Genomic DNA, 19,795 nt, shown 5'->3' with positions numbered 1-19,795 from the left:
TTAACTTTTCGATGCTCATATATTTACTCAGAGAAATTAAATTCTCAATGATCCTGCAAGATCTACGCACTCATCTGCGTTTTCACGAGATGTCCCAGCATAGGATTTAAAAGGGCGCATATTATCCCTTATTAATGACATGGATGAAAGTTTATCCAATATATATTTCACAACTTTCTTCATACTTCTAATAAGTATCTGTTTTATATATGACATTTTCATTAATTTAATTTTTCAATTTGCCACTATTTCGCTCATTCCTAGCTATTATTGTCATAATTTGGCAGTATTTGCTGAGTAAGTTAACTAAATAGCGGTGTTTATTATATGTACAAATTAATCGCAAATAGCGTTCACTTAATGAATGCACCAAAATGATCAAATTACGATCCAAGTTGGTGCAAAAACACCAAAAGCTCGCGAACATCTGTATTTTTTAACCATTAAAAACAATATATTACAAATATGGCATGGAAGCCGCTTACTAGAAAGCAAAAGCAATTATGCAGCAAAAATAAAACCCAACAGTTGGAGGACACATGTCACAATCGGTTTTAGATTTTATTAAAGAAAATGACGTTAAGTTCGTTGATTTACGCTTTACTGATACCAAAGGTAAAGAACAACATGTTTCTATTCCTCATCACCAAGTAGATGAAGATTTCTTTGAAGACGGCAAAATGTTTGACGGTTCTTCAATTGCTGGTTGGAAAGGCATTAACGAATCAGACATGGTATTACTACCTGTTGCTGAATCAGCTAAATTAGACCCTTTCACAGAAGAAGCTACTTTAATTTTACGTTGTGATGTGGTTGAACCTGGCACATTACAAGGTTATGAGCGCGACCCGCGTTCAGTTGCTAAGCGCGCTGAAGAGTACATGCGTTCTACTGGTATTGCTGACACCGTTTTATTTGGTCCTGAGCCAGAGTTCTTCGTATTTGATGACATCAAATACAAAACTGATATGTCAGGTTCAATGTACAAAATTGATTCTAAGCAAGCAGCTTGGAACTCAGATAAAAGCTACGAAGGCGGCAACACGGGTCACCGTCCTGGCGTAAAAGGTGGTTATTTCCCTGTTGCTCCAGTTGATGATTTCCAAGATTGGCGTTCAGCGACATGTTTAGTGCTTGAAGAACTAGGTCAAGTTGTTGAAGCGCATCACCACGAAGTGGCTACAGCGGGTCAAAACGAAATCGCTACTCGCTTCAATACTATGGTATTAAAAGCGGATGAAATCCAAGAAATGAAATATGTTATCCATAACATGGCTCATTTATATGGCAAAACAGCGACCTTCATGCCTAAGCCAATCGTTGGTGACAACGGTTCTGGTATGCACTGTCACCAGTCTTTAGCTAAAGACGGTGTTAACTTATTCGCAGGCGACAAGTACGGCGGTCTTTCTGAAGAAGCGCTTTACTACATCGGTGGTATTATCAAGCATGCTAAAGCAATCAATGCATTTGCCAATGCGTCTACTAACTCGTACAAACGTTTAGTACCAGGCTTTGAAGCGCCAGTAATGCTTGCGTACTCTGCACGTAACCGTTCTGCATCAATCCGTATCCCAGTGGTTCCATCTGAAAAAGGTCGTCGTATCGAAGTACGCTTCCCAGATCCAACTGCTAACCCATACCTTGCATTCTCTGCAATGCTTATGGCTGGCCTTGACGGTATCAAGAACAAGATCCACCCTGGCGATGCAATGGATAAAGATTTATACGACTTACCAGCAGAAGAAGCAGCAGAAATCCCAACAGTTGCAACTTCACTACAAGAAGCACTTGCTTCTTTAGATGCTGATCGTGAGTTCTTAAATCAAGGTGGCGTATTCACTAACGACCTAATTGATGCTTACATTGCGCTTAAGTCGAAAGAAGTTGAAAAGCTTAACATGACGACTCACCCAGTTGAGTTCGAAATGTACTACAGCTGTTAATACGCTGTAGTTAGAATTATCTAGTTATAGATAATCTATGTGTGTTCTCAAGGCCCGTTATGCGGGCTTTTTTTATGGCTAATTTCCCCATTCTCCACTAAAGTTTAGTTAGTGCAAAAAATGCAAGGTGGCAAGGTGAAAACAAGGCTTTTATTACTAGTGATGCTGATCTCAATCAGCTTTTATGGCTACAGTGGTGATAAGAAAATTTATTCTTGGAAAGATAAGAATGGTGTTTTAGTATTTTCTGATACCCCTAAAGTGGGTGCCACTGAAGTAAAGCTCACGAGCCAAACTTTATCTATGCCAAGCGTTGATACTAGTATTTTAGATGAACAGCAGCCTGTCGCTGCAAAAAGCTATAAAGTGGTTATTTCTTCCCCTGCCGATCAAGGCACTGTGCGTGAGAATACCGGTTCAGTGTATGTTACTAGTCGTATTACACCTCGCTTTGAGAATGGTTTTAAAATTCAGCTACTGGTTGATGGTGCTGCATTTGCAGAGCCCAGCAATACCAGCACGTTTGCCCTGCGCGATGTCAATCGTGGGGAACACACCTTACAAGTTAAACTATTTGATCCGCAAGGCTCTGTAGTCTCTGTTAGCCCAATAAGTACATTTTTTATGCATAGAGCATCATCTTTGTAAAAAGATCTTCTTTCGATACAAAGACAATAATTTGCTTAATAATTATGTGCTAAGCTGCTAATTATCATCAACGCACTAAAGTGGTGCAACCATGCCCAATAATAAAAATTTTAGCCCGGAACTACTCACTAGCATTTGGCAAAATCTCTCAACTGCAGTGCTCTTACTTGATCAACAATTTACGCTTATTTACGCTAATAATAGTGCCAGTGAGCTATTAGGATTAGGCCCTAAGCGTATTCTAAATCAGCCATTTGACAGTCTATTTAACTATCATTCGATTGACTTAAAACGCATTGCACAATACTCACTGATGGATGGTGTAGATTGCCACCAGCATAGAGCTGACGTGGTTTTCGTTGATTCTCGCCATGCCAAATTAGCGATCAGCTCGCGCCGCGTAAAACTGCAAAACGAGTATTATATCTTATTTGAATGTCGCCAAACCGACGATGAAATTCGCCATGATCAAGCCTCGAATCAAATGCATCAATACCAAGCTGCCCGAAATTTAATTCGCGGACTTGCCCATGAAATTAAAAATCCTTTAGGTGGAATTCGCGGAGCGGCGCAATTATTGCAGTATGAGGTTGATCAGCAAGAACGGGATGAATGTGCAGAACTGATCATTGAGCAAGCAGACCGCTTACGAGAGCTGGTAGACAGATTATTAGGGCCGAATCAATTACCGCAAAAATCATACGGTAATATTCATCAAACCTTAGAGTCTGTCATTAAGTTAAGTACCTTAGATAATTGCGCCAACATTAGTTTGGAAAAAGATTATGATCCAAGTATTCCGGATGTATTTATTGACCAAGGTAAAATTCAGCAAGTGGTACTTAATATTGTTCGTAATGCACAACAAGCGTTGATCGGTGGTGGCGTGATAAAAATTAAAACACGCATTAATCATCAACAACGTCGCCCGGGTAAAGCCCCTAAGAAAGCTTTGCTGATCCAAATATCAGATGACGGACCTGGTATCGATCCTAGCATCAAAGAGACCTTGTTTTACCCGATGATCACCAATAAAGATGGTGGTTCAGGACTCGGACTCTCGATTGCACAAACCTTGATCGATCAACACAATGGCTATATCGAATGTGATAGCTGGCCAGGTCATACAGAATTTAATATATATCTGCCTTTTGTGGATTAATCGGTTTTTGGAGTTCGCATGAAAACAGTTTGGCTTGTTGATGATGATGCATCGATCCGCTTTGTACTTGAAAAAGCGCTGGCACGCGCAGGTTTCAACGTTGAAAGTTTTGCTAATGCCCAAGACGTGCTCAGTGCATTAAAGTTTAGCCAGCCCACCGTGCTGGTCTCAGATGTAAGAATGCCGGGTATGGATGGCATGGCATTGCTGGAGCTTATTGCAGAGCAAAATCCAGGGCTTCCAGTGATCATTATGACTGCGCATTCTGACTTAGATTCTGCAGTTAATGCCTTTCAAAAAGGCGCATTTGAATACCTGGCCAAACCGTTTGATTTAAATGAAGCGGTTGCCTTAGTAGAAAGCGCGTGTCGCGCTAATTCCACTAAAAAGACTAAACGTAAACCAGCTCCGCCAAAAAGCGCCCATATCATTGGCGAAGCGCCAGCTATGCAAGAAGTGTTTCGGGCAATCGGCAAGCTGTCGGCATCAAGCATGAGTGTATTGATTAATGGTGAATCTGGTACCGGTAAAGAGTTAGTTGCCAGTGCATTGCATAACCACAGCCCGCGTAAAGAAAACCAGTTTATTGCCTTGAATATGGCGGCAATTCCTAAAGAATTGGTGGAGTCTGAGCTGTTTGGCCATGAGAAAGGCGCCTTTACTGGGGCTGATAGTGTGCGTAAAGGCCGCTTTGAACAAGCCAATGGCGGGACGTTATTTCTCGATGAAATTGGCGATATGCCACTGGATGTACAAACTCGGCTATTACGGGTATTAGCTGATGGCGAATTTTACCGCGTTGGTGGTCATCAAAGTATTAAGGTGGATGTGCGGATCATTGCCGCAACTCACCAAAACCTTGAAGACTTGGTCAAACAAGGCAAGTTTAGGGATGACTTATTTCACCGCTTAAACGTGGTAAGACTTCGCTTACCCGCTCTGCGTGAACGCACCGAAGACATTGAACGCTTAGCACAACACTTTTTGCATAAAAGCGCCAAAGACTTACAAGTTGAAAGTAAAGTGCTCAGCGCTAAAGCCACTGATTTACTGCGCCTATTCAACTGGCCAGGCAATGTTCGCCAACTTGAAAACACCTGTCGCTGGCTTACTGTAATGGCTCCGGGTGAATTAGTCAGTGAACAAGATTTACCGCCTGAGATTTTAGAGATCGACGCAGCTCAACAAGAAGGTGATTGGCTTGATTCATTTCAGCAGTGGCTTAATCAAGAGCTAAAACAAGGTAAAGAAAATATTTGGCCGAATATTCAAGCGCAGTTAGAAACTCGCTTAATCAAAACGGCGTTGGCAAACTGTGCTGGTCATAAGCAAGAAGCCGCCGTTAAAATTGGTTGGGGTCGCAATACATTGACCCGTAAATTAAAAGAGCGCAATATCAACTAAATTTCCCTGTTTGAAAGGAAAACAAGTTGAAGTTAATCGAGCATATACCATTAATAAAGCAGCTGGAAATACTCAATAGGCTGAATTTTTTTAGAGAGTTTACCCTCAACGAGCGGCAAATTTTACTCGAATCATTCAGCCATTTATATTTAGTGAGTCAAGATCGCTTTGTGTTTAAACAATTCGATAATGACAAACAACTGTATATTGTTCTCAGTGGCGCTATTGTGGTGTTTAAGCACAGCCATTTAATGGAACTGGGCACAATAGAGCCCGGTGAGTTTATTGGCGAAGGTGCCTTTATCAATAACCGCGAACGTAGCACCAGTGCCCGCGCAAAAAGCGATACCATTGTCTTGGCGATCACCCATGAAGCGCTTACTCGGCTACCCAATGTGATCCGCGAAAAAATCAAAGATCGCATTATCGAAGGCATGAGCGAGCGCATCGCCAAGCTTAGTCACTACCTTGATTCACGAGGCTGAGCGTATTTTAGTAAATAGCCACTGCGCAGATTGCAGTGATACATTCAGTAAAAAAACCTCTCGAATTAACTGATATAAATGCTCACTACTTTCGATTACTTGCCCTGTATGCAGTGACTTTGCTTGATGCCAATAAAAAAAACTCTGATTACGAATAAGAAACCGTTCACCATCAGCAATTCGTGATACGACTAAGTTATTTACAAATGCAGCACTTGGGTGTTGATGGCTATAAAAGTGCGCTATATCGCAATCACTTTCAAAAAATTCAGCGAGCTCAACGCGGTATAAATATTTTTCTTCGGGTTGTTGCTGATGAACCATAATGATATTGCCGCAACGAGTTATACGGTATTTATTCATGCTTTCGGCGACGATGCCACTTTGATCGATCGCTAAAGGTAATATTGGTGTACTCACCCCAAAACCTACATCCACTAAGTATTGTTTGCCATCGAGGGTTAATAGCGTTAACCGATGTGAACGTGGATTTTCAAGCTGACCATTGAGCATCACTCTCGCTATCACTATTTGTACATTAAAGTCCAATGCCTGCAAAGCTAAGTAAAATATTTTGTTATGCTCAAAGCAATAGCCACCTTGTTTATCAGTAATCAAACGTTTAAATAATTGTTCTGGTTCAGTACTCAAAGGAAGATCTTGCAATGCATTAACACTACTAAAGCTGTAGTTAGTTAAATGCAGTGCTTGCAGTCGGGTAACCAAATTTAAATCCCGAACAGCATGTTCAACATCGGTATCTAGGCTGTTTAAATAATCTTTGATATAAGCGTGCATAAAGCATCCTGGTTATTAAGGTTGATGATTTCTGCACAGCCTAAAACCTCAAGCTAAGTTTAGGTAAAGTGTTTTTTAATCCATATACACAACTTGCAGCGAGCAATTTAACCATTGTGGCCCTTCAATGTGTGCGTTATAGCGAAATGTGTCTGAGGGCTTTTCCCCAAAAGGAGTGGCAACCAAAGGGCTTGAATGCGTGTATGACTGCGAAGTATCTCTATAATTGATGACTAAATAATTTTCATAACGCTGCCAAACTAACTGAGCGCGAGCACCATTTAGTAAAGTAACTTCAACCAAGTTATCAAAAAATCTGACTTTAAGGTTATTGTAGCGGTCTTCAACGCAACCAGTAGTGCGCAGCTGTTGCGGCAGGTCAAAACCTTGCTCTATTTGCTCACCACGTAAGTAAAAACCAATATTGCCATCGCTATAATGATGATTAGCCACCGACACATAATTAAGCTGTGGCTGATAGCCCATCGCCTGCATAATATCAGCAAGCTGCTCGGTTTCAGCAGTAAGTAGCTTATCTTCGGAAGTTAACAGTGTCGCAGCAGTAAACTCTTTAGGTACTGGTAATTGAGTGAATTGATACGGTAACGATTGTTGCTGTAAGCGTACACTCAGTTGCTCGGTTTGGAATTTAGTTAAGCTTTCAGTGTACACATATATTGTAGGTTGTTGGCACGCTGTTAGTAATAACAACATGCAGATTAAAATTCCATTTCGCATAGTACCTCCAAATGATTACAAATGTAGTCTATTGGAGGTAGCGCATTAAGGCAACTTAATTTATTTGGCTATTTAACCAAGCATCAACACTTTGCCTGGTGTATAACACATCTTTAAATAAACGATGGCGTTGAAACTCCAACAAACACTCTCGGTTGTTGTCACCACTGAGTAATTGACTGTGATTATCATTAAATTTTGAAATCACCGAAAAGCCTTTTTGCATACTGTGCGGCTGTTGTTTTACCTGTTGAGTTAGGTGCGCTCTGACATCATCAGCTGTTAACATATCTGAGTTATTTAAACCCATTAACTCTTTTCGCATTGCTAATCTTACGCCCATCTTCTACTCCATTTTTCAGTGCCTTAGCACTTAAGTTACTGCATCTAGCGGTTATTAATTTTCATCATCTACGGCAAATAACAGGCCAGATTTTACAGTCGCAGCTTACATCGTAATTACTGCAGTTTTTTTAAAGACAGTGAAAAATACAAAAAAGTTTCCGGTTAATTTTATTTAATGCCTTGCAGACTTTAGACAGCTTGATGCAAAAGTCACGCTAAGCCTTTATACTATGGCTGTGCCCTACCTTAATGAGATCAAACATGAACAACGAATACATTGAAATTGAATTAGAAGAAGAACCGATTGAGTTATGTAAACTTTTAAAAGTTCTTGATTTAGTTGAAGGTGGCGGCCAAGCAAAAAACCTCATCACTGAGGGTTATGTGGGTGTTAACCATGAAATTTGTACAATCAAACGGAAAAAATTATACAGTGGTGATGTGCTTGAATTTGATGGTGAGCTCTTTAAGTTAACTTTAAGTGAAGATGCAACACCGGCACAGCGTGCTGTGGGAAATACGCAATCTGAGAGTGTAAAAAACCCTGTGCAAGAAACACCCGCAGCGCCTAAAAACAAACGTAAACGTACCAAAAAGCCGAAAGTAGATGAAAAAACCGGCCGTCGTCCAATTTCATTTGGTTAATCACCTACACAACTTGTAAAACACTTTAGAGTCGTCTTTAATTACTTTCTTAACAATAGCAAATTAGAAGGGTTTTATGACGACTTCAACAGCTCCTAGTTGGCTTAAAAGCGTTGCTTGGGCCGCCTTAGTTTGGAATTTACTCGGGGTAATTGCGTTTATTATGCAACTGCTTATGACCCCTGAAATGATTAGTAAACTCCCTGCAGATCAACAAGCTGCATATTCAAACATCCCTTTATGGTCTACCTTAGCGTTTGCTGTAGCCGTGTTTGGTGGCACAGTTGGCTGTATTTTCTTGTTACTTAAAAAAGCAGTTGCACGAGCCTGTTTTGCCCTGTCGTTAATCGCTATTTTTATTCAACAATTTTATAATTTCATCATCATTAACAGTATTGCATTACTCGGTGCTAGTGCTGTCTTTATGCCAATATTAGTTGTTGTTATTGCGATTACCCTGCTAATGCTGAGCCACAAAGGCAAACAACAAGGTTGGCTACAGTAAACCAGCAAAGCAGACTAAATTTAGCTGCTGTTGTTTTACTGCTAACGCTTGAAATATAAATTTTCAGCATCATATCTACTACATTAACTGTGCAAAAAACATGCAAAAAGAAGCTGGTATGTACTTTGCACTTTAACTATTTAAAGAGGGGTTACACTTACCACTTGAGTACTACTTAAGGATATTCATCTAACTTAGGGGCACATAATGAACAATAGTTTTGACACCCAAAAACAACTCACTATTAATGGCGAGCAGTTTCATATTCATTCACTGCAAGGATTAGGCGACAAAGCCAAGCGACTGCCGTTCTCGTTAAAAATTCTACTCGAAAACCTACTACGCAATGAAGATGGCGTAAATATCAAAGCACAAGATATCGATGCATTATTAGATTGGGATCCACAAGCTAAACCAACTGCCGAAGTAGCGTTTACGCCAGCGCGCGTAGTAATGCAAGATTTTACCGGAGTACCCGCGATCGTTGATTTAGCCGCGATGCGTGATGCCATGGAAAAACTCGGTGGCGATCCGGCAAAAATAAATCCACTCTCTCCTGCTGAGTTGGTAATTGACCACTCAGTACAAGTAGATGGCTATGGTAATGATGGCTCATTTGATTTAAATGCCAAGCTAGAATATGAACGCAATAAAGAACGTTATGAATTTTTACGTTGGGGTCAAACGGCATTCGATAACTTAAAAGTAGTGCCACCCGCCACCGGGATTGTTCACCAAGTGAATTTAGAATACCTCGCCCGAGTGGTATTTAACGAAGACCGCAACGGGCAAAAATTTGCTTACCCAGATACCTTAGTTGGTACTGATTCTCATACTACGATGATCAATGGCTTAGGCGTACTTGGTTGGGGTGTAGGCGGCATTGAAGCGGAAGCCGCAATGCTCGGTCAGCCAATTAGCTTACTGATCCCACAAGTGGTGGGTATGAAACTCAGCGGCCGTTTACCTGAAGGCACCACAGCGACAGATTTGGTACTAACCGTAACTGAAATACTGCGTAAACATGGTGTAGTTGGTAAGTTTGTGGAATTTTATGGTGACGGCCTAGCTGACTTACCATTAGCAGATCGTGCCACCATTGCTAATATGGCGCCTGAGTACGGTGCTACCTGTGGTATTTTCCCGATTGATGATGAAACCATTAGCTACTTACGCTTAACCAATCGCGATGAACAACAGTTAAAACTGATTGAGGACTACGCTAAACATCAAGGTTTATGGCGTAACGATGGCGATGAAGCTAATTACACCGATAAACTCGAATTAAACCTCAGTGATGTTGTGCCAAGCCTTGCAGGCCCTAAACGCCCACAAGATAGAATTGCATTAGATCAAGCCGGTGAACTCATCAGCAAACACTTAACAACCTTCCAAGATGAACGCTTAGCAAAACATGACAATAGTGACGAGCAACAAGCGCGTATTGAAAGCGAAGGCCCCGTTACGAATCCTAACGATACGGTAAACGAAGCGCAATTTGTGGGCGCAGCAAAGGTTAACTTTAAAGGCCAAGAATTTGAGCTCAAAGATGGCGCTTGTGTGATTGCCGCCATCACTAGTTGTACTAATACTTCCAACCCAAGCGTTATTTTAGCAGCAGGCTTAGTAGCGCAAAAAGCTCGCCAGTTAGGAATTAATGTAAAACCGTGGGTAAAAACATCACTCGCACCAGGCTCACAAGTGGTAACCGATTACTTAGAAAAAGCTGGCCTAATGGCTGACTTAGATGCGCTTGGCTTTAACTTAGTTGGCTATGGTTGTACTACCTGTATTGGTAACTCAGGCCCACTTGCCGATGAAATCTCTGATGCGATTCAAAAACATAAACTGATTGTAAGCTCTATTTTATCAGGCAACCGTAACTTTGAAGGACGTATTCACCAAGACGTGAAAATGAACTTTCTAGCCTCACCGCCTTTGGTTGTTGCTTACGCAATTGCTGGGCGCACCGATATAGATGTTTACAATGAACCGCTGGCACAAGATACAGACGGCAATGATATTTACCTGAAAAACATCTGGCCAACAATGAGCGAAGTGAATGAGCTAGTGAAAAAAACCGTCACTAAAGAAATGTTTGCCTCAAGTTACGGCAATGTTTACAAAGGTGATGCTCGCTGGCAACAAATTAAAATTCCTGATGGCAAACTGTATGACTGGAATGAAGCATCAACTTACATCAAAAAAGCACCATTTTTTGATGGTATGAAAATAGAACCACCTGGGATCCCAACAATTACTGGCGCACGCTGTTTAGCAAAACTTGGCGATTCTGTGACTACCGACCATATTTCCCCCGCCGGAGCAATAAAAGCCGATGCCCCCGCAGGCCTATACCTGCAAGAACATGGGGTTGAAAAAGCCCAGTTTAACTCTTATGGCTCACGCCGTGGTAATCACGAAGTGATGATGCGTGGTACTTTTGCCAACGTCAGGTTAAAAAACTTATTAGCTCCTGGCACGGAAGGCGGTGTAACTCGCACACAACCTGATGATGAGCTTGCCAGTATTTACGATGCAGCAATGGCGTATCAACAACAAGGTACACCTCTTGTTGTACTCGCAGGGGCTGAGTATGGCACAGGTTCATCACGCGACTGGGCCGCAAAAGGCTCGCTATTATTGGGTGTTAAAGCAGTAATAGCACAAAGTTATGAACGTATTCACCGCTCCAACCTGATTGGTATGGGTGTGTTACCGCTGCAATTTAAGGACGGCGAAAGTCATGAGTCGCTTGGCTTAACTGGTCAAGAGCAATTTGACATTGATGGCCTGTATGACAAAACGACTGAAGTAACCGTAATTGCCACAAATAGCGAGGGGAAAAAGCAAAGTTTTACGGCTGATGTTCGTATCGATACCCCTAAAGAGTGGGATTACTACAAGCATGGCGGCATTTTACAATACGTCTTGCGTAATATGCTCAGCAATTAATTGACTGCTCAGGGCTTTGCAGATTTAATTTGCTTAGCCCTTAATTTCTTGATGTAAAACAAATCAGCTTATTCATTATTAACTACACTTAATACGCCTAATTACCAACCAACAGCTGCATTGTATGACTGAGCAAAAAATCATAAGCATGCTTAAAATATTTATAATTCTCGGTATATCGCTGATTTTAGCGGGGCATTACTTATTAGTCTCGGATCTGTTTGCTGAACAAAATAGTATTCATGGCATTATGATCGGTGCGACTTTAATTGCAGTTGGTATTTTATTTTCATTACCGACAAAAATTTATCTCACCATTGTGCTGATGAAAATGGAAGCCAAGCACAACAAGCGCACACAATCGCCACTTTAATTACTGAGCCGCTTCTAGCGCTTTTGTACGTTGCTCTAATGCGCTTTTTACTTGCTCTGCATCTTCAAACAGTTTTTTTATCACGACAGGATCATAAACACGACTAGCCGTGCCCGTAAGCGCCATATTAGTTGTTTTAGCGCTGCCTTTGAGAATAGCGGTATCTTCGGCTGCAACAACCGTTATATCGTTAGGGTCGAGCAACATTTGTTGACTTTTACCATCAGGGTTAGGCCTATCTGAATAATGCCATTGCCCTTGTTTGTCTTGCCATTTGTAAATTACTATAGCCTCAGATGAACTATCCGCAGTCATTGATTCTACAACTTTTTGACTAGTTTCACTGATAACCTTAACAGCGCGAGCAAGCGTATCACTGGATTGACGAGTTATTTCATCACTCGTTAACCATGCTTGGCCATCTGGGCGCTGTAAATAACATAATCCAGCTACACTAATTAGCAATACCATAATTGCTAGGTACGAGAAGTACTTCATATTCAATCCTTTGAGTTAAAACTCGCCATTACTATCATTGATAGCGAGCTATGATTTTATCCAGCTCACCATTATCTTTCAACCTTTGTAAAAAATCATTAAATTCTTTTACGTACTTTTTACCTTTCGGATTATAGGCAAACTGTAGTTGTAATGGCGCAACACCAACACTGACATCACTTATGTTTAAATCAGCAAGTTCGGGGTACTTTTGTATATACCAATTTACGACGGAGCGCGACATAACAGTAAAGCGTTTACTGTCAGTAGTATCTTTGTACAAGCTTTGCAGTACTGCTAAGTCGGAATAAAAATTTTCACGATGCAGTACATTATTCTGCTCTAACAACTCAAATGTTGGATAAACATAGCCAAAGTGCCCAAGTAAAACACCACCTTCTAAGCTACTCAATTGTTGTAAGTCAATTAGTTTGGCTCCTCGCGCCACGACCATCACATCTTCGACCCACACAATCTCGTGACTCCAATAATATGGCTCATTACCGATAAGCCAAACTTCAGATTCCATGCGTGCATCAACATCACCGCGTCGCACCATGTGTGCCGAACGCATTTCTGGCACAAAAATGTAGTCTATTTTAACCCCTGTAGCCCGCGAAAATGATGTAATAACATCATATAAAATACCTTTATTTTTTGAGCTGACAAAGTGAAAGGGAGGATAATCTTCATCTGGTAAGGCAATCCGAAGACTTTCGGCAAACAGATTACAGGAACATAACAAAAATAAAATTGCGTAACACAGTTTCATAAAATAGCTGCACATTTATTTATAATGCCTGATTATATTGTAGCCAAAAATACAAAACGCAGCTAGGCTGCGTTTTAGGTATATTCAGAACAGCATTTAGGGTTAGATGCCATCACCATCAATGTGTAAGCCACATTCACGGTTTAAACCAAAGAAACGAGTTTCTTCTTCGGTCATACCCGGCTCTAACTTACGGGTTGTATGCACATCCCCCATCGACACATAGCCTTCTTCCCACAATGGATGATATGGTAAATCGTGTTTCGTTAGATACTGATACACATCACGGTTTGACCATTCAATAATTGGGTAAACCTTAACTGTACCACGGCTAATTTCAACAACCTGCTTATCGGCACGAGTCGATGCTTGATCCCGACGCAGGCCGCTAAACCAAGTGCCGGCGTTAATCTCTTTTAGCGCACGGGTCATCGGCTCTACTTTATTAAGCTGGTTATATTGCTTAATTCCCGCTTCACCTTGCTCCCATAACTTACCAAACTTAGCTTCTTGCCATGCTGGGCTCAGCGCTGATTTATACACTTTTAAATTAAGTGATAAACGCATCGTCATTTGCTCAATAAACTGATACGTTTCCGGAAATAAGTAACCGGTATCAGTTAAGACTACAGGTATATCTGGGCGCTGTGATGTGACTAAGTGCAACATCAGCGCCGCCTGAATACCAAAGCTTGATGATAAAAACTGGGTATCTGGTAAGTTTTCAAGCGCCCAAGCCACCCGTTGTTCGGCACTTAAGTCTTTTAATACGCCGTTTGCATCTGCAATCAACGCTGCTTGGCTTTCTTTATCGAGCTGTAATATGTTTTTAAATTCACTCATAGTAAATTCCAAACCTCAGCAAGCTCACTCGCTTGCTTTTAAATTAAGCGTGAAAATCGGTGACTGACACTTTAACTTCAGCAACGATGCCTTTGCGGATCACAAAGTCACCAAAACATTCGCCGTCGTTACGTTCACTTGCCCATTGACCTATTAATTTGTCAAAGGCCTCTAAATACACGTCTTCACCGACATTTTCTAAATACAACTTAGGAATACGCGTGCCTTCAAGGTTGCCACCTAAGTACACGTTATATTTACCTGGACCTTTCCCTACTAAGCCCGCTTCTGCCAACATGGCGCGGCCACAGCCATTCGGGCAACCAACAACACGCATGATGATACTGTCATCAGGAATACCGTGCTTAGCAAGCAGCGCTTCGGTTTTTTCAATTAAGCTTGGCAAGTAGCGTTCTGCTTCAGCCATTGCTAATGGACAGGTTGGCAATGCCACACAGGCCATAGAGTTTTTACGTTGCTCAGAGTCTTTGTCGTCAATCAAACCATGATTACGGGCGATTTCTTCAATCACTGCTTTTTGTGAGGCTGGCACACCGGCAATGATCAAGTTTTGATTTGCCGTCATACGCATATCACCTTGGTGAACTTCAGCAATTTTGCGACAACCGGTTTTCAGTGGTTTACCTGGATAATCTAAAATACGACCACTTTGAATGAACAGAGTTAAGTGGTGCTTGCCATCAATGCCTTCAACCCAACCGATACGATCGCCGCGGTGGGTAAATTCATACGGGCGGCTTGGCGCAAATTTAACACCGGCACGCTGTTCTACTTCCGCTTTAAATACATCAGTGCCAACACGGTCTAAGGTGTATTTAGTTTTTGCGTTTTTACGGTTTGAGCGATTTCCCCAATCACGCTGCACTGATACCACATGCTCAGCAATTTTTAGCGTATCTGCTAAAGCGATAAACCCAAAATCATCGGCTTTACGTGGATAGGTTGCAGTATCGCCGTGGGTCATGGCAAGGCCACCACCCACTAATACGTTAAAACCAACCAGCTTGCCATGTTCAGCAATCGCAACAAAGTTTAAGTCATTCGCATGCACATCCACTTCATTATTTGGTGGAATGGTCACTGTGGTTTTAAACTTACGCGGTAAGTAATTAGAGCCTAAAATTGGCTCTTCTGTGGTTTCTGCTTTTTCGCCATTTAACCAGATTTCAGCATACGCTTTGGTTTTTGGTAATAAATGCTCAGAAATTTTCGCAGCCCAATCGTATGCTTCTTGATGTAACTCAGACTCAACTGGGTTAGTAGTACACAGTACGTTACGGTTAACATCACCTGCTGTTGCAATTGAGTCAATACCAACACTATTAAGCATTTGGTGCATGCCTTTAATGTTTGGCTTTAATACCCCATGAAACTGAAATGTTTGTCGGGTGGTTAAACGAATACTGCCGTAGCTAGTTTTTTCGTCGGCAAATTTATCAATCGCCAACCATTGCTCAGGCTTGATGATACCGCCAGGCATACGAGCACGTAACATTACGTTATGTAATGGCTCTAGCTTTTGCTTAGCACGCTCACCACGAATATCACGGTCATCTTGTTGATACATACCGTGGAAACGAATTAACTGAAAGTTATCCGCAGTAAAGCCACCGGTGATCTCATTTTTTAAATCTTGCTCTATGGTGCCACGTAAAAAGTTACTTTCTCTTTTCAAACGCTCGTTATCAGAAAGCTTTACGTTGTTATCTTGTTCGCTCATATTTAATCCTAAATTTGTTACAGTGACGGCTGTTAACTTTTAATAAAGTAAGCAACGTTTAACTTTAGTAAACGTCTTTCTGATAGCGATTTGCGCTGCGTAAATCTTTTAAATACTGCTCAGCGTCTATATCATTCTTACCACTGTTTTCTTTGATAATATCTACCAAGGTTTGGTGTACATCTTTCGCCATGCGATTGGCGTCACCACAAATATAAAAATGCGCGCCGGCTTCTAGCCACTCAAATACCGCTTTGCTGTTTTCACGTAGCTTGTCTTGTACGTAGACTTTCTCAGCTTGGTCACGGCTAAACGCCACATCAACTTTGCTCAATAAACCTGACTTCAAGTAACCTTGAATTTCTACTTGGTATAAGAAATCTTGGGTAAAGTGTGGGTTGCCAAAGAATAACCAGTTTTTACCTGTTGCTTCGCGGGCATCACGTTCTTGTAAAAAGGCACGGAATGGCGCAATACCAGTACCTGGGCCGACCATGATCACAGGCGTTTCGTCGTTAGCAGGTAACCGGAAATTATCGTTATGTTCGCTAAATACTTTTACTTTACAGCCTTCTTCAGCACGACGTGCTAAATAACCCGAACAGCCACCTAAATGCTCACTACCAAACGCTTCAAACTCAACCAAGCCAATAGTTAAATGGACTTCGTCTTCCACTTCAGCTTGGCTTGAAGCGATTGAATATAAACGTGCTTGCAGCTTGCGTAAACAATCAACCAAGGTTTGTGCCTCAAGCTTGGCTGGGTTTTGGCGGATCACATCAAAGATTTGACGAGGCTCAATGTATTCACGCATTGCCGCTTTGTCTTCAACTAACTTAAGTAGCTCAGGGGTGCCCGTTGCGATTGCATATTTTTCTACAAAACCTGGGTATGACTGAGTTAGCTCTAATTTTTCGATCAATGCATCACGAACGCTTAGCTGTTCATCAGCGATTTTAACTTGGCTTGCTGCATCAATTTGCGTCAGTGTTAATACTTCATCAACCAAGACTTCATCATTTAAGAAGTACACCCCTAGCGAGTCACCTGGGGTATAAGTAATATCAGAACCTTCAAGTGAAATTTCAACGTGACGCACATCTTTGCTTGAATCACGACCGGTGATTTTTTGCACAGTGCTTAGCTCTGCCGCAAATGGATTTTGCTTAGTGTATTGGCTGGCAGCTGTTACTGGCGCACCAAATGAAAGCACTTGACCACCTGTTGCGCCTTGCTGCGCTTTTAAATCAGGTTCAAAGGCATCTAACGCGCCACTGATCCATGTTACAGCTTCCTCATCGTAATCAACATCTAAATCAGCACGCTGATACACAGTTTCTGCACCGAGTTTATTTAAGCGCTGTTCAAAATCTTTTGCTGTTTGGCAGAAGAATTCATAGCTTGAATCACCTAAACCTATAACCGCAATTTTCACACCATCAAGTTTAGGGGCTTTTTTAGTCGCTAAAAACTCATGCAGTGCTTCTGCATCTTCTGGCGGCTCACCTTCACCGTAAGTTGAAACAACGACTGTTAAGAATTTTTCTTTTTTCAGGGCCGTTGGTTTGTAATCGGCCATACTCACTAATTTAACAGCCAAACCACGAGACTCAGCTTGCTCTTTAAGCTTAGTTGCGACACCTTTTGAGTTACCGGTTTGTGAACCATATAAAATGGTCAATGCAGCGCCCTCACCCGCACTTGGTGTAGCACCAACCACGCCACCTAAAGCTGCCGTATTTGCATTCGCAGCAAGGTAACCACTCACCCACGCTTGCTGAATTGGATTAAGTTCAGCGACTAAACCTTGTAGCTTTTGTACTTGCTCTTGCGATAGTGGACTTGCTGCAGCATTAAGTTGACCTAACAACATGAATTAATTCCCCGTAACCCTGAAAGTTATCTACAAAATGATCACTGATCACAGTCAATCACTTTGCCTAAAATTTGTGTCGACTTTAAGGCAAATAACTCAGGCCCTAAAGATTTCTCTGAGTGTGAAGAATAACGGGGTATGCGCCAATAAAAAAAGAATAGAATCTGCTTTGTTATTCCATTTAGTTATTAATTTATAAATTAACCAGTAAAAACATATTAAAAGCTAAAAATAGCGCGCGTCCGCTATCGCAGCGTAATGAATAGCTCGCAAAAATAGCAATTCTCAGCATCGGTAATAAAATTAAACGTTAACCTTTTTGCAACAAATCTCAGGTAGGCTATAGTGAAATTGGCCACATTCTGTGCGCCCATAACAATAAGGAAACACTATGTCACACGGGACATATAAAAAACTCATACTCGCCAGCGCTGTTTTATCAACAGCACTTCCTTGCTTAGCCGCCATTGATAATGGCGACTTTGAAAGTTGGTCAGGCAACACCCCTAACGACTGGAGCACCATTGATGCTGGTATTGTGCTATCGCCTTCAAGTTCTATCGTCAACACCGGCTCTCTCGCTGCAAAAGTAGACGTTAATACAGCAAGCCAAAGTAATACTGATTTACTGCAAACAGTGACTGTTGAAGCAGGCCAAAGCTATCTATTTTCAAGCTGGATTTATCACACAGAAGGCGGCGTGAAAGCGCGCCTAATTGCCGACGGCTACCAAGGCTACTCAAACCCTGCGCTATTAAATCAATGGCAACAGATCAGTCATCAATATACAGCAACCAGCAATGCTACGATTAGCGTTGGCCTGCGCTTTTATGATGTTAGTGGCTTTGATGGCAGTGAAACTGTGTATGTGGATAGTTTCACGCCAAGCTCTGGTAGCAGCACACCGCCACCACCATCAGGTTGTGCCAATAATACGGTTAGTTTAGCGCTAACAACTGATAATTATGGCGAAGAAACTAGTTGGCAAATAACTAATGCTCAAGGTACAACCGTTGCATCTGGTGGCGGTTATAGTGGTAACAACAGCTACACTGAGCAAGCTTGCTTAGTTGATGGCGATTACACGTTTAGTATTTTTGATAGTTACGGCGACGGTATTTGCTGTTCATTTGGTAACGGTAGCTACGCGTTAACATTTGGCCAAACACAACTTGCAAGCGGCAGTAGCTTTCAAAGCAGTGAAGCAACTCCCTTTATACTTGGTGATAATACCAACCCGGAAACGCCACCCACGGAGCCAAGCGGTTATTATGTCACAGCCCAAGGTTTAACAGGCTACGCTCTAAAAACAGCGCTATACAACATTATTAAAGGTCACAACTCACAGGGCTATTCAGCTATTTGGCATTTTTACGATAGCGCATCTCGGGATAAGTACTTTGAAAATGACAATTCAATCCTCGATCGTTATTCAGAAAATCCCACCGGCCAAGATAGCTATAACTATGTCGCTGTAAGTGATCAATGCGGCACTTACAATAGTGAAGCTGATTGCTACAACCGCGAACATTCATTCCCGAAAAGTTGGTTTGGCGGCACAAATGAGCCGATGAACTCAGACGTACACCATATTTTTGCCACCGATGGTTATGTTAATTCAAAACGTAGCAACTACCCGTTTGGTGAAGTGGGCAGCGCCAGCTACACCTCAAGTAATGGTAGTAAGCTTGGCAGCGCAGCCAGCTCGATTAATTACTCAGGTACGGTATTTGAGCCAATCGATGAATTTAAAGGTGACTTTGCTCGCGCCTATTTTTATATGGCAACCCGCTACGAAAACGTCATTGCTACTTGGCAAAATAATACCACTGCCAGTAACGCTGTACTCAATGGCAGCTCAAATCAAGTGTTTGAGAATTGGGTAGTAACTATGTTGGTTAATTGGCATAACGAGGATCCAGTCAGTCAATTAGAGTTAGATAGAAACCAAGCCGCTTATGAGCATCAAGGAAATCGTAATCCATTCGTGGATCACCCTGAGTTTGTTGAGATGATCTGGTAAAGGTCAGCGGTCAGCGGTCAGCGGTCAGCGGTCAGCGG

Annotated in this window: 18 protein-coding genes; 10 read left to right on the top strand and 8 right to left on the bottom strand. The window is 41.8% G+C overall.

Annotated features, from left to right (window positions below; all coding sequences use genetic code 11):
* Nucleotides 1–539: 539 nt before the first annotated feature.
* The 5 genes from glnA (at nucleotide 540) to ENH88_RS16755 (ending at nucleotide 5,645) form a co-directional block, all read left to right on the top strand.
* Nucleotides 540–1,946: a glutamate--ammonia ligase gene (glnA, locus tag ENH88_RS16775; protein WP_145237945.1), complete on the top strand. Its 1,407-nt coding sequence runs from the start codon at nucleotides 540–542 to the stop codon at nucleotides 1,944–1,946.
* Between the two features lie 135 nt (nucleotides 1,947–2,081).
* Nucleotides 2,082–2,594: a DUF4124 domain-containing protein gene (locus ENH88_RS16770; RefSeq protein WP_304183960.1), complete on the top strand. Its 513-nt coding sequence runs from the start codon at nucleotides 2,082–2,084 to the stop codon at nucleotides 2,592–2,594.
* A 91-nt stretch (nucleotides 2,595–2,685) separates the two neighbouring features.
* Nucleotides 2,686–3,756 (top strand): nitrogen regulation protein NR(II), encoded by a 1,071-nt coding sequence (gene glnL / locus ENH88_RS16765; protein ID WP_304183959.1) that lies wholly within the window; start codon nucleotides 2,686–2,688, stop codon nucleotides 3,754–3,756.
* Between the two features lie 18 nt (nucleotides 3,757–3,774).
* Nucleotides 3,775–5,160 (top strand): nitrogen regulation protein NR(I), encoded by a 1,386-nt coding sequence (gene ntrC / locus ENH88_RS16760; RefSeq protein WP_304183958.1) that lies wholly within the window; start codon nucleotides 3,775–3,777, stop codon nucleotides 5,158–5,160.
* A 26-nt stretch (nucleotides 5,161–5,186) separates the two neighbouring features.
* Nucleotides 5,187–5,645 carry a cyclic nucleotide-binding domain-containing protein gene (locus tag ENH88_RS16755; RefSeq protein WP_304183957.1) on the top strand — a complete coding sequence of 153 codons (459 nt, stop codon included), beginning with the start codon at nucleotides 5,187–5,189 and terminating at the stop codon, nucleotides 5,643–5,645.
* Here the strand turns inward: ENH88_RS16755 and ENH88_RS16750 are convergent.
* The 3 genes from ENH88_RS16750 to ENH88_RS16740 all read right to left on the bottom strand — a co-directional run bounded on the left by ENH88_RS16750 (nucleotide 5,634) and on the right by ENH88_RS16740 (nucleotide 7,524).
* Nucleotides 5,634–6,443 carry an arylamine N-acetyltransferase family protein gene (locus ENH88_RS16750; protein WP_304183956.1) on the bottom strand — a complete coding sequence of 270 codons (810 nt, stop codon included), beginning with the start codon at nucleotides 6,441–6,443 and terminating at the stop codon, nucleotides 5,634–5,636. The two genes, ENH88_RS16755 and ENH88_RS16750, sit on opposite strands and share 12 nt — an antisense overlap.
* A gap of 75 nt (nucleotides 6,444–6,518) precedes the next feature.
* On the bottom strand, nucleotides 6,519–7,181 hold the full coding sequence (locus ENH88_RS16745) for a hypothetical protein (RefSeq protein ID WP_304183954.1): 663 nt from the start codon (nucleotides 7,179–7,181) through the stop codon (nucleotides 6,519–6,521).
* Nucleotides 7,182–7,236: 55 nt separating this feature from the next.
* A complete protein-coding gene (locus ENH88_RS16740) occupies nucleotides 7,237–7,524 on the bottom strand; it encodes a hypothetical protein (RefSeq protein WP_304183953.1) in 288 nt (95 codons plus the stop codon).
* Between the two features lie 263 nt (nucleotides 7,525–7,787).
* On the opposite strand from ENH88_RS16740, the gene ENH88_RS16735 reads away from it, so the two are divergent.
* The 4 genes from ENH88_RS16735 to ENH88_RS16720 all read left to right on the top strand — a co-directional run bounded on the left by ENH88_RS16735 (nucleotide 7,788) and on the right by ENH88_RS16720 (nucleotide 12,004).
* On the top strand, nucleotides 7,788–8,171 hold the full coding sequence (locus ENH88_RS16735) for an RNA-binding S4 domain-containing protein (protein WP_304183950.1): 384 nt from the start codon (nucleotides 7,788–7,790) through the stop codon (nucleotides 8,169–8,171).
* 76 nt (nucleotides 8,172–8,247) lie between these two features.
* Nucleotides 8,248–8,676 carry a hypothetical protein gene (locus ENH88_RS16730; RefSeq protein WP_304183949.1) on the top strand — a complete coding sequence of 143 codons (429 nt, stop codon included), beginning with the start codon at nucleotides 8,248–8,250 and terminating at the stop codon, nucleotides 8,674–8,676.
* Nucleotides 8,677–8,883: 207 nt separating this feature from the next.
* The gene (gene acnA / locus ENH88_RS16725; protein WP_304183948.1) at nucleotides 8,884–11,631 is read left to right on the top strand and encodes an aconitate hydratase AcnA; all 2,748 of its coding nucleotides are present in this window, start codon (nucleotides 8,884–8,886) and stop codon (nucleotides 11,629–11,631) included.
* A 124-nt stretch (nucleotides 11,632–11,755) separates the two neighbouring features.
* On the top strand, nucleotides 11,756–12,004 hold the full coding sequence (locus tag ENH88_RS16720; protein WP_304183947.1) for a hypothetical protein: 249 nt from the start codon (nucleotides 11,756–11,758) through the stop codon (nucleotides 12,002–12,004).
* On the opposite strand, the gene ENH88_RS16715 is transcribed toward ENH88_RS16720, so the two are convergent.
* The 5 genes from ENH88_RS16715 to ENH88_RS16695 form a co-directional block, all read right to left on the bottom strand.
* On the bottom strand, nucleotides 12,005–12,502 hold the full coding sequence (locus ENH88_RS16715) for a DUF4124 domain-containing protein (RefSeq protein WP_304183945.1): 498 nt from the start codon (nucleotides 12,500–12,502) through the stop codon (nucleotides 12,005–12,007).
* A gap of 34 nt (nucleotides 12,503–12,536) precedes the next feature.
* Nucleotides 12,537–13,274: a transporter substrate-binding domain-containing protein gene (locus ENH88_RS16710; protein ID WP_304183943.1), complete on the bottom strand. Its 738-nt coding sequence runs from the start codon at nucleotides 13,272–13,274 to the stop codon at nucleotides 12,537–12,539.
* A 102-nt stretch (nucleotides 13,275–13,376) separates the two neighbouring features.
* The gene (locus tag ENH88_RS16705; RefSeq protein ID WP_304183940.1) at nucleotides 13,377–14,117 is read right to left on the bottom strand and encodes a phosphoadenylyl-sulfate reductase; all 741 of its coding nucleotides are present in this window, start codon (nucleotides 14,115–14,117) and stop codon (nucleotides 13,377–13,379) included.
* Between the two features lie 43 nt (nucleotides 14,118–14,160).
* Entirely contained in the window at nucleotides 14,161–15,858 is a 1,698-nt protein-coding gene (cysI, locus tag ENH88_RS16700) for an assimilatory sulfite reductase (NADPH) hemoprotein subunit (protein ID WP_304183937.1), read from the bottom strand.
* A gap of 64 nt (nucleotides 15,859–15,922) precedes the next feature.
* Nucleotides 15,923–17,731, bottom strand: a complete 1,809-nt coding sequence (locus ENH88_RS16695; RefSeq protein WP_304183935.1) for an assimilatory sulfite reductase (NADPH) flavoprotein subunit — start codon at nucleotides 17,729–17,731, stop codon at nucleotides 15,923–15,925.
* 394 nt (nucleotides 17,732–18,125) lie between these two features.
* Here ENH88_RS16695 and ENH88_RS16690 point away from each other — a divergent pair, with 394 nt between their 5' ends.
* Nucleotides 18,126–19,757 (top strand): endonuclease, encoded by a 1,632-nt coding sequence (locus ENH88_RS16690; RefSeq protein WP_304183933.1) that lies wholly within the window; start codon nucleotides 18,126–18,128, stop codon nucleotides 19,755–19,757.
* The last annotated feature ends 38 nt before the right edge of the window (nucleotides 19,758–19,795 follow it).

Source organism: Pseudoalteromonas prydzensis (genome assembly GCF_011050055.1).
In the GTDB taxonomy this organism is placed as follows: domain Bacteria; phylum Pseudomonadota; class Gammaproteobacteria; order Enterobacterales; family Alteromonadaceae; genus Pseudoalteromonas; species Pseudoalteromonas prydzensis_A.
Note: the sequence above shows the minus strand (reverse complement) of the source record. Positions and strands in the feature narration are given on the sequence as shown.

What these genes read in the sequence shown, in the direction of transcription:
- glnA (WP_145237945.1), top strand. Translation starts at nt 540, where the DNA reads ATGTCACAATCGGTTTTAGATTTTATTAAAGAAAATGACGTTAAGTTC.
- glnL (WP_304183959.1), top strand. Translation starts at nt 2,686, where the DNA reads ATGCCCAATAATAAAAATTTTAGCCCGGAACTACTCACTAGCATTTGG.
- ntrC (WP_304183958.1), top strand. Translation starts at nt 3,775, where the DNA reads ATGAAAACAGTTTGGCTTGTTGATGATGATGCATCGATCCGCTTTGTA.
- ENH88_RS16750 (WP_304183956.1), bottom strand. Translation starts at nt 6,443, where the DNA reads ATGCACGCTTATATCAAAGATTATTTAAACAGCCTAGATACCGATGTT.
- ENH88_RS16745 (WP_304183954.1), bottom strand. Translation starts at nt 7,181, where the DNA reads ATGCGAAATGGAATTTTAATCTGCATGTTGTTATTACTAACAGCGTGC.
- ENH88_RS16740 (WP_304183953.1), bottom strand. Translation starts at nt 7,524, where the DNA reads ATGGGCGTAAGATTAGCAATGCGAAAAGAGTTAATGGGTTTAAATAAC.
- ENH88_RS16735 (WP_304183950.1), top strand. Translation starts at nt 7,788, where the DNA reads ATGAACAACGAATACATTGAAATTGAATTAGAAGAAGAACCGATTGAG.
- ENH88_RS16730 (WP_304183949.1), top strand. Translation starts at nt 8,248, where the DNA reads ATGACGACTTCAACAGCTCCTAGTTGGCTTAAAAGCGTTGCTTGGGCC.
- acnA (WP_304183948.1), top strand. Translation starts at nt 8,884, where the DNA reads ATGAACAATAGTTTTGACACCCAAAAACAACTCACTATTAATGGCGAG.
- ENH88_RS16720 (WP_304183947.1), top strand. Translation starts at nt 11,756, where the DNA reads ATGACTGAGCAAAAAATCATAAGCATGCTTAAAATATTTATAATTCTC.
- ENH88_RS16715 (WP_304183945.1), bottom strand. Translation starts at nt 12,502, where the DNA reads ATGAAGTACTTCTCGTACCTAGCAATTATGGTATTGCTAATTAGTGTA.
- ENH88_RS16710 (WP_304183943.1), bottom strand. Translation starts at nt 13,274, where the DNA reads ATGAAACTGTGTTACGCAATTTTATTTTTGTTATGTTCCTGTAATCTG.
- ENH88_RS16705 (WP_304183940.1), bottom strand. Translation starts at nt 14,117, where the DNA reads ATGAGTGAATTTAAAAACATATTACAGCTCGATAAAGAAAGCCAAGCA.
- cysI (WP_304183937.1), bottom strand. Translation starts at nt 15,858, where the DNA reads ATGAGCGAACAAGATAACAACGTAAAGCTTTCTGATAACGAGCGTTTG.
- ENH88_RS16695 (WP_304183935.1), bottom strand. Translation starts at nt 17,731, where the DNA reads ATGTTGTTAGGTCAACTTAATGCTGCAGCAAGTCCACTATCGCAAGAG.
- ENH88_RS16690 (WP_304183933.1), top strand. Translation starts at nt 18,126, where the DNA reads ATGTCACACGGGACATATAAAAAACTCATACTCGCCAGCGCTGTTTTA.